At 71.4% G+C, this 9,331-nt stretch carries 9 protein-coding genes; 5 read left to right on the forward strand and 4 right to left on the reverse strand.

Annotated elements, in window-relative coordinates:
* Window positions 1-42: 42 nt before the first annotated feature.
* Both ACFC0D_RS29240 and ACFC0D_RS29245 read right to left on the reverse strand, forming a co-directional pair.
* Window positions 43-264, reverse strand: a complete 222-nt coding sequence (locus ACFC0D_RS29240; protein ID WP_329122086.1) for a hypothetical protein — start codon at window positions 262-264, stop codon at window positions 43-45.
* A 12-nt stretch (window positions 265-276) separates the two neighbouring features.
* Entirely contained in the window at window positions 277-1,542 is a 1,266-nt protein-coding gene (locus tag ACFC0D_RS29245; protein ID WP_376442156.1) for an anion permease, read from the reverse strand.
* Window positions 1,543-1,902: 360 nt separating this feature from the next.
* Here ACFC0D_RS29245 and ACFC0D_RS29250 point away from each other — a divergent pair, with 360 nt between their 5' ends.
* Entirely contained in the window at window positions 1,903-3,027 is a 1,125-nt protein-coding gene (locus tag ACFC0D_RS29250) for an alpha/beta hydrolase (RefSeq protein ID WP_376442159.1), read from the forward strand.
* Window positions 3,028-3,104: 77 nt separating this feature from the next.
* Window positions 3,105-4,529, forward strand: a complete 1,425-nt coding sequence (locus ACFC0D_RS29255; RefSeq protein ID WP_376442162.1) for a hypothetical protein — start codon at window positions 3,105-3,107, stop codon at window positions 4,527-4,529.
* An 18-nt stretch (window positions 4,530-4,547) separates the two neighbouring features.
* Here ACFC0D_RS29255 and ACFC0D_RS29260 read toward each other — a convergent pair whose 3' ends face one another.
* Complete coding sequence (locus tag ACFC0D_RS29260; RefSeq protein ID WP_376442165.1) at window positions 4,548-4,946, reverse strand: VOC family protein; 399 nt, start codon at window positions 4,944-4,946, stop codon at window positions 4,548-4,550.
* An 87-nt stretch (window positions 4,947-5,033) separates the two neighbouring features.
* The gene (locus ACFC0D_RS29265; RefSeq protein WP_376442167.1) at window positions 5,034-5,924 is read right to left on the reverse strand and encodes a neutral zinc metallopeptidase; all 891 of its coding nucleotides are present in this window, start codon (window positions 5,922-5,924) and stop codon (window positions 5,034-5,036) included.
* Window positions 5,925-6,178: 254 nt separating this feature from the next.
* On the opposite strand from ACFC0D_RS29265, the gene ACFC0D_RS29270 reads away from it, so the two are divergent.
* The 3 genes from ACFC0D_RS29270 (at window position 6,179) to ACFC0D_RS29280 (ending at window position 9,256) form a co-directional block, all read left to right on the forward strand.
* Entirely contained in the window at window positions 6,179-7,777 is a 1,599-nt protein-coding gene (locus ACFC0D_RS29270; RefSeq protein ID WP_376442170.1) for an ABC-F family ATP-binding cassette domain-containing protein, read from the forward strand.
* Between the two features lie 323 nt (window positions 7,778-8,100).
* Window positions 8,101-8,322, forward strand: coding sequence for a helix-turn-helix domain-containing protein (locus ACFC0D_RS29275; RefSeq protein WP_006123601.1), 222 nt, complete (start codon window positions 8,101-8,103; stop codon window positions 8,320-8,322).
* 136 nt (window positions 8,323-8,458) lie between these two features.
* Window positions 8,459-9,256: an enoyl-CoA hydratase/isomerase family protein gene (locus tag ACFC0D_RS29280; RefSeq protein ID WP_329122096.1), complete on the forward strand. Its 798-nt coding sequence runs from the start codon at window positions 8,459-8,461 to the stop codon at window positions 9,254-9,256.
* Window positions 9,257-9,331: the final 75 nt, after the last annotated feature.

Raw genomic sequence — 9,331 nt, forward strand, 5'->3', positions numbered from 1 at the left:
ACCCGAAGGTGCGACCGCCCGTCCGGCGAAGCGGGACCGTCGTCAGACGACGATCAGATAGATGCCGTACGCGACGGCCGCCGCGCACAGCGCGAAGCAGGCGTACGCGCCGGTGCGCGCCAGGGCGGCGGAGCCTCCCTGGGAGGCGGCCTGCTCCTGCTTGGAGAGGCCGACGATGCCGAGGGTGAACAGGCCCACGAGGGCGACGGTCGCCACGAGGCTGACTCCGAAGACGGAGCCGAGAGCTGCCCAGTCGATCTTCATGTCGTTCGTTCCTTACACCGCGGCCGCGGGGGCCGTGGGGGCTGCCGGGTCCGTGGGGGCCGGCGAGGGGATGGTGGTCTTGAGGTCCTCGTCCGCGACGGCGGCGACGGAACCGGCCGGCGGCGGGGTGACCGCCGCGATCGCGGTGGTGACGACACCCGCGGGCTCGGCGTCGAGGTCGTCCGCGGTGACGTTGTTGTGGTCGACGGGCTTGCGGCGCGACAGCGCCCAGATGATGCCCGAGCCGGTGACGAGGAGCACCGCGACGGTGGCGACGCCCCAGCCGCCCTGCTTGGTGAGGAACTCGGCGCCGGCGCCGACCAGACCCGCGGCGGGCAGGGTCAGACCCCAGGCGACGAACATCCGGGTCGCGGTCGACCAGCGGACGACACCGCCCTTGCGGCCGAGACCCGCACCCATCACGGCGCCGGAGCAGGACTGCGTGGTGGAGAGGGAGAAGCCCAGGTTGGACGAGGCCAGGATGACCGTGGCGGCGCTGGTCTGGGCGGCGAAGCCCTGCTGAGGCTGAAGGTCGGTGAGGCCCTTGCCCATGGTGCGGATGATGCGCCAGCCGCCGAGGTAGGTACCGAGCGCGATCGCGACACCGGCGGAGACGACGACCCACATCGGGGGGTTGGAGCCGGGGGCGACGACACCCTGGGTGACCAGGGCCAGGGTGATGATGCCCATCGTCTTCTGCGCGTCGTTGGTGCCGTGCGCGAGGGAGACGAGACCGGCGGAGGCGATCTGGCCGGCCCGGTAGCCCTTGGCCGTGGACTTCGCGTCGGTCCTGGAGGCGATCTTGTACGTCAGCCGGGTGGCCACCATCGCGGCGAGGCCGGCGACGAGCGGCGCGGCGATCGCGGGGATGAGCACCTTGGTGACGATGGTGCCGCCGTTGACCGCCGACCAGCCGGCCGACATCACGGCCGCGCCGATGAGGCCGCCGAAGAGGGCGTGGGAGGAGCTGGACGGCAGACCCATGAGCCAGGTCAGCAGATTCCAGAGGATGGCGCCGACGAGCGCCGCGAAGATCACTTCGGTACGAATGCCCTGTTCGTTGATGATCCCGCCGGAGATCGTCTTGGCGACCTCGACGGACAGGAACGCACCGACCAGGTTGAGCACGGCGGACATGGCCACCGCCGTCTTGGGCTTGAGGGCACCGGTCGAGATGGTCGTCGCCATCGCGTTGGCGGTGTCGTGGAAACCGTTCGTGAAATCGAACACGAGAGCTGTCACGACCACAATCGCGAGCAGCAGCGTGATGTGTTCCATTTACCCAGGCAATCGTTTGACGTCAGTGGCTGGACGAACGTAGGCAACCTGAGTGAACGGAAGGTGAACTGGGTCGGGCTGCATGGTGACTCTAACCGTGTCCAGACATTCCGCTTAGCCTCTCCGGGCGTGGTTCCGTCCACCATGTGGGCACCCCGCAACCCCGGGTAAGCCGTGCCGTTGCGGGACAGACGGGACGTGTCCCACTTCCGCCCCACTCGCCCCATGTCACCAGCCGGACACTCCGCGGGCCGCGTCAGCCGACCGGGGGACCCGCAGATGAGACCCACGTCACTCCAAGGTGGCCCCGTGCGGGTCTGTCCGGTGGCAGCCCGCCCCCGCCCTGCCGACACTGGGATGGTGCGCCCGGCTACAGCGACGGCAGCGGCCGTCACCACCCTGCTCGGTGTCGGCGCGGCCGCGATCGCGGCCGGCCGGTACGCCAGTGACGCCGCCCTCAAGGCGGCCGGACGGCCCCTGCCCCGTGACCCCCGGCTCACCGTGCACGCCACGGGCGCCGACCAGGTCACCCTCACCCGCAGCCTGGCCTCGCTGCGCTCCGGTACGTACGGGATCGAGGGCCCGGACGTCCACGCCGTCGTCGGACCCGTGCTCGACCGGGTCCCGCACAGCGCGGACACCGTCGTCCGCCGCCTGGAAAGGGTCGAGCTCGGCACCCTGGAACCTGGCGCCCGGGTCCGCTTCACCCCCGAGCTGCACCACGGCACCCCGACCACCGCGCTCGGCCTCGACCACGAGGACGTCGAGATCCCCGGCGAACTCGGCACCCTCCCCGCCTGGCTCGTCCCCGGCGCCCGCTCCACCTGGGTGATCGCCCTGCACGGCATCGGCACGACCCGCCGGCATGCCCTCAACCTCGTCCCGTTCCTCTCCCGGCGCCAGATCCCCGTCCTCTGTCTCGCCTACCGCGGGGACGAGGGCGCGCCCCCGTCCCCGGACGGCCTCGGCCATCTCGGCGACTCCGAGTGGCGCGACGTCGACGCGGCCCTGCGGTACGCCGTCCGCAAGGGCGCCCAGCACGTCGTCCTGTACGGCTGGGGGCCCGGCGCCACGATGGCCCTGCACGCCGCCGCCGACTCCGGCGTACGGGACGTGATCCGCGGCCTCGTCCTGGACTCCCCGGTCCTCGACCAGGAGGCCACCCTGCGCAACCTCGCCTCCGCCCGCCGCGTCCCCGGCCCCCTGCTCCCGCTCGCCGTCCGCGCCGCACAGGACAGGACCGGCCTGCACGCCGACCGTCTCCAGGCGGTCTCCGACCCGGCCGGTCTGCGCGTGCCGACGCTGGTCTTCCACGGCCCCGACGACACCATCGCCCCCTGGGAGCCGTCCCAGGAACTGGCCGCCCGCCGCCCGGAACTGGTCACGCTGCACACGGTCCGCGGCGCCCCGCACGCCTCGATGTGGAACGCCGACCCGGTCCCCTACGAAGAGGCCCTGCGTCGCTTCCTCACCCCCCTGCTCTGACCCCTCCTCCGGCGGCGTTCCACCGGCGCTGTCGATTCCGATTGGGCTTTCGGGCCGTCAGCGGGAAGACTGCCTCCGTGACGTCTCGAAAGCCTGATGAGCAATTGGCGCGCAACTCCAGACTCCGACTCGTCCGTCCGCGGGCACTCGCCACCGCCCGACGGGCAGTGACGACCCGGCGCACCCGGCCGGCGCCGCGGCCGCCGGAGGGCACTCCGCCCCGCGCGGAACTGGCCCGCCAGGCACGGACCGTCCTCGCCGACGCCGTACGGATCGCCCGCTGGGCCGCCGTCGACCGCGGGGCCGGGGGCGCCGCTCCGACCGGCCCCGAGGCCGTCCCCGTCCAGGAACGCGCCGCCGCCGCACTGGACCTGACGCCCGACCAGATCCGTGCCGGATGGGACCGGGCCCGGCTCGCAGGACTCGTCGAACTCCACGGCGACACCGCCCGCCCCGGCTGGCGGCTGCACGCCTGGGACCGCGACGACTCCGCGGTGCTGCGCGGCTGGGTCGCCCTGTTCGACGCCTGGTCCCTGGTCCACCCCGCTCCCGAGGGCGTGGCGCCCAGCGCCGTGGCCGAGGTCGTCGAGGCCGTCCCGCAGGTGCTCTCGCTGCTCCAGCTCTCCGCCGGACCCGTGCTCGTCCCCGCCCTGCTCGACCTGCTCCAGCAGCGGGTCGAGGAGCTGCGCGAGGAGCGCTGCGAGGTCCCCGTCGAGGGAGCGGGCACCGACACCGACGCCGTGTGCGCGGCCGACCCCGACGGGCTCTCCGCCCTGCTCGACTGGGCACTGGAGGGCCTCGGCGCCGTGGGTGCCCTGACCCTCGGTGACGGTCCCGAGGAGACCGAGGGCGGCCTCGCCACCCTGACGCCGCTGGGCAACTGGGCGGTCTGGGTCAAGCTGGAGCAGATCTGCGTCGCCGCCCAGAGCCCCGCCGGCAACATCGAGCAGTCGGCCGAGGACATGCTCCGCGGCTGCGCCCGGCTCACCCCCGGCCCCGCCCGCGACGAGTACCGCGCCTGGCTCGCGGCCCGCACCCTCTCCTCCGCGGTCACGGAGCTCCTCGCCGTCGCCCGCGGAGAGGACGCCCTGCTGCGCGGTCTCGCCTTCGAGGCGCTCCGCGTCGTCGGAGCCCCCGCGGAGGCCGAGGTCCGGGCCGCCGCCGCGGAGGCCTCGCTGCGCCCCTACGCCCTGCTCTGGCTCGCCGAGTACGACGGAGCCGACCCCGACGACGCCCAGGACGTGCTCACCCGCGAGGAGGCGACCTGGCTCTGGGTGGACACCGCCGCGGCCGTCGCCGACCACGGTGAGAGCGTCCTGCTCGTCCGCCACCTCGACTCCGCCGTGCAGGGCACCGTCCCGGCCCTCCTCGACGAGATCAGGGCCGTCGGCCACCCCCGTACGGTCCAGGTCCTGGTCGCCCTCGCGGCCGCCCACCCCGACCCGGCCCTCGCCAAGGCCGTCCGCCGGGCGGCCTTCCAGGTCCACACCGGGGGATCGTGAGGGAGGCGTGAGGGCCCGCTACTCCGCGCCTCCCGGGAGATACGTGCCGAAGCTCCAGATGTTGCCCTCCGCGTCGCGGGCGATGTAGTCCCGCGAGCCGTACTCCTGGTCCTTGAGCGGCATCACGATCTCGATGCCGTGCTCCACCGCCCGCGCGTGGTGTGCGTCCACGTCGTCCACGTGGACGTACACCCCGGTGGGCCCGGCGGCCTCGACCAGCTTGTCGAACTCGCTGCCCGTCCCCTTGCTGCCGAGCATCACCATGCCGTTCCCGTACGTCAGCTCGGCGTGCACGACCTTGCCGTCCTCCTCGTACACCGCGTGGCGGGTGAAGCCGAACCCCTCCGTGAGCTGCTTGATCGCGGCGTGCGCGTCGTCATAGGTCAGGGTCGGACAGATGTGGGGTCCCTCAGCCATATCGATCACTCCTTATCGCCTGATGCCTGGAAGCCCGGAATGTGACCTGGGTCTCAGTCTGGCATTCGCCACCGACAACGCCGTGCCTCAGCGGAAGGTGTTGCACCGCGCCATGTCGCCCGTCGTGTAGCCGGTGTAGAACCACTGCTGACGCTGCGCCGCCGAGCCGTGCGTCCAGTTCTCCGGTGTCACCCGGCCCTGGAACTTCTCCTGGATCCGGTCGTCGCCCACCGCGGCCGCCGCGTCCATGCCGTCGCGGATGTCGGCCTCCGTGAGCTTCGTCAGCAGCGGCCGGCCCGTCTTATCGTCCGGCGTGGTCGTCGCGTGGTGCGCCCAGACCCCGGCGTAGCAGTCCGCCTGCAGCTCCACCCGTACGGCGTTGGAGTCGGCGCCCGCGCGCCCGTCCTGGGAGCGGGCCAGGGTGCCCATCATGTTCTGCACATGGTGGCCGTACTCGTGCGCCACGACGTACGCCTGAGCGAAGGGGCCACCGGTCGAGCCGAACTTCGTCCGCAGCTCGTCGAAGAACCCCAGGTCGAGATAGACCTGCCGGTCCCCGGGACAGTAGAAGGGCCCGACCGCCGAGGTGGCCGAGCCGCAGGCGGTGCCCACCTGGTTCGTGAACATCACGGTGCGCGCGTCCCCGTACCGCCCGCCCCGCCGGGCGTACTCCGCCCGCCAGAAGTCCTGCACGCTGTTGACGACCGCCACGATCCGGCAGTCCTCGCGGGTGTTCGCGTCCGCGCCGGTCCGGCAGGTGCGCTCGACCTGGGCCACGGAGGAGGAGGTCGCCGCAGGCTCGGGATCACCGGAGGAGAGGCCGAGCTGCTCGGGGCCCACCCCGAAGAGCAGCCCCAGGATCAGTGCGATGAAGCCGACGATTCCGCCGCCGACGGTGGCCCTCCCGCCCGGGATGCGGCTGCCGCGGACGTCCTTCACCTCGGAGGTGTCCAGGTTGGCGTCGTCGTCGAACTGCATGGACCACCACCTCTGCCATGACTGCCGCGGCAGTGGCCGCCGCCCTGCGGCCGAGTATCGGCGAATCCGACAGGGCCCGCCCCTTTTGCCGGGTGTGGGTGGGGTGGCGTGAGATGCGCCTCGATGCGGGCCGTGGCCGAAAAGCAGTTGCAGGGTCCCGTTAGACTGGCCGTATGGCCATTCTCCTCGTGCACTAGCGGCGTCGAACCGCCCAAGAGCCCTTCCGCCGTCCACCCCCGCCCTGGAGTCTGTCCGTGATCACCGCTTCCGGCATCGAGCTGCGCGCCGGCGCCCGCATCCTCATCGAGTCCGCTTCCTTCCGTATCGCCAAGGGCGACCGCATCGGCCTGGTCGGCCGCAACGGAGCGGGCAAGACCACCCTCACCAAATGCCTCGCCGGCGAGGGCATGCCCGCCGCCGGGCAGATCGCCCGCTCCGGCGAGGTCGGCTACCTCCCGCAGGACCCGCGCACCGGTGACCTCGACACCCTGGCCCGCGACCGCATCCTCTCCGCCCGCGGCCTGGACGTCCTCATCCGCAAGATGCGGATGAACGAGGAGCGCATCGCCACCGGCTCCGGCGCCACGCGCGACAAGGCGATGAAGCAGTACGAGCGCCAGGAGACCGAGTTCCTCACCAAGGGCGGGTACGCCGCCGAGGCCGAGGCGTCCACGATCGCCGCCGCCCTCGGGCTCCCGGACCGGGTCCTCGGTCAGCCGCTGCACACCCTCTCCGGTGGTCAGCGCCGCCGGGTCGAGCTGGCCCGGATCCTCTTCTCCGACGCCGACACCCTGCTCCTCGACGAGCCCACCAACCACCTCGACGCCGACTCCATCGTCTGGCTGCGCGACTACCTCAAGACCTATCGCGGTGGCTTCATCGTCATCTCCCACGACGTCGACCTGGTCGAGACCGTCGTGAACAAGGTCTTCTACCTGGACGCCAACCGCTCCACGATCGACGTCTACAACATGGGCTGGAAGCTCTACCAGCAGCAGCGCGAGGCCGACGAGAAGCGCCGCAAGCGCGAGCGGCAGAACGCCGAGAAGAAGGCCGCCGCCCTCAACTCGCAGGCCGACAAGATGCGCGCCAAGGCCACCAAGACCGTCGCCGCCCAGAACATGGCCAAGCGTGCCGAGCGTCTGCTCTCCGGCCTGGAGGCGGTCCGGGTCAACGACAAGGTCGCCAAGCTCCGCTTCCCGGAGCCCGCGCCCTGCGGCAAGACCCCGCTGACGGCGGAGGGCCTGTCCAAGTCGTACGGCTCGCTCGAAATCTTCACCGATGTGAACCTCGCCATCGACAAGGGCTCGCGCGTCGTCATCCTCGGCCTCAACGGCGCGGGCAAGACCACGCTGCTGCGTCTGCTCGCCGGGGCCGAGAAGGCCGACACCGGCGAGGTGACCCCCGGCCACGGCCTCAAGCTCGGCTACTACGCCCAGGAGCACGAGACGCTCGACCCGGACCGCACCGTCCTGGAGAACATGCGGTCGTCCGCGCCCGACCTCGACCTGGTCGAGGTGCGCAAGACGCTCGGATCCTTCCTCTTCTCCGGCGACGACGTCGACAAGCCGGCCGGAGTCCTCTCCGGCGGTGAGAAGACCCGGCTGGCCCTCGCGACCCTGGTGGTCTCCTCGGCGAACGTGCTGCTCCTCGACGAGCCGACCAACAACCTCGACCCCGCCAGCCGCGAGGAGATCCTCGGCGCGCTGCGCACCTACAAGGGCGCGGTCGTCCTCGTCACCCACGACGAGGGCGCGGTCGACGCGCTGGAGCCGGAGCGGATCATCCTGCTCCCGGACGGCGTCGAGGACCTGTGGGGTCCGGACTACAAGGACCTGGTGGCGCTCGCCTGATCATCTCGGTATGGATCATTCGGCTCATGGGTGATCCTTCATCTGAGTGAGTGCGTCTCATACCCCCTGGCGCGGCCCCTGACGAATCCTTCCGTCTGGGGCCGCGCCGTCTTCTTTCCACGGGTGCGGCGCTGACCTGGTACTTCCCGCCCCGAGCGGTTCCCGGCCGTGCTCCGAGCGCACCGGAATCAGGGATTCCGGTCGTGACGTCACCTTCCGCTCCCGCAATCCTTGTGGCACGGACCTTGTCGAATGGGTGGCCAGGACGTCCGGAAGGGGTGATCATGAGAAGTCCAGAGCGCACTTCCCATGAGGAGGCACGGGTGGCCGAGACTCTGAAGAAGGGCAGCCGGGTGACCGGCGCCGCGCGCGACAAGCTCGCGGCAGACCTGAAGAAGAAGTACGACTCCGGTGCGAGCATCCGGGCGCTGGCCGAGGAAACCGGTCGCTCCTACGGATTCGTCCACCGGATGCTCAGTGAGTCCGGAGTCACGCTGCGTGGACGCGGCGGGGCGACACGGGGCAAGAAGGCCGCCTCGGCCTGACCGGGGCGCGGTTCGTCGGGTCCACCGATTCTCATGGTGGCCACCCGGTCGACCGTGCGGTCGACCGGGTGGTTACTGTGCAGTCACTTACGCGTCAGTATTGCTGTCAGTGCTGCACTGGAACCGGAGGCGCCCCATGACTTCGCTCGACTCTGTGCTCGTTTTCGACAAGGACGGTGTACGGCTCACCGTCGAGGACGCCGTTGCCACGGTGACCCTGACCAACCCGGCGAAGCGCAACGCTCAGTCTCCCGCTCTGTGGCGGGCGTTGACGGAAGCCGGACGGTCACTGCCGGGCAGCGTGCGGGTCGTGGTCCTGCGTGGCGAGGGCATGTCCTTCTCCGCCGGGCTCGACCGGCAGGCGTTCACGCCCGAGGGCTTCGACGGAGAGCCGTCCTTCCTCGACCTGGCACGCGGTTCGGACGAGGACCTGGACGCGGTCATCGCCGAGTACCAGGAGGCGTTCACCTGGTGGCGCCGTAGCGACATCGTGTCGATCGCGGCTGTCCAGGGGCACGCCATCGGTGCCGGGTTCCAGCTCGCCCTCGCCTGCGACCTGCGGGTCGTCGCCGAGGACGTGCAGTTCGCCATGCGCGAGACCAGCCTGGGCCTCGTGCCGGACCTGACCGGTACGCACCCGCTTGTCTCCCTCGTCGGCTACGCCCGTGCGCTGGAGATCTGTGCCACGGGCCGCTTCGTTCACGCCGAGGAGGCCGAGCGCATCGGCCTCGCCAACATCGCCGTGCCCGGTGACGAACTCGACGCCGCGGTACGGGACTTGAGCGCCGCACTGCTCTCCGCGCCGCGTGACGCGGTCATCGAGACCAAGGCGCTGCTCCAGGGTGTCTGTGGACGCACCTACGAGCAGCAGCGCGCCGCCGAGCGTGCCGCCCAGGCCCGCCGTCTGCGCGACCTCGCGGGCCTCGGCGACTGACACCCCGGGCCGTCGGCGGCCGCTTGCGCGCCCGGATCCGCGCCGTCAGCCCACCGCCGAGACCAGTACCGTGAC

This window comes from Streptomyces sp. NPDC056222, from assembly GCF_042264065.1.
GTDB lineage: Bacteria > Actinomycetota > Actinomycetes > Streptomycetales > Streptomycetaceae > Streptomyces.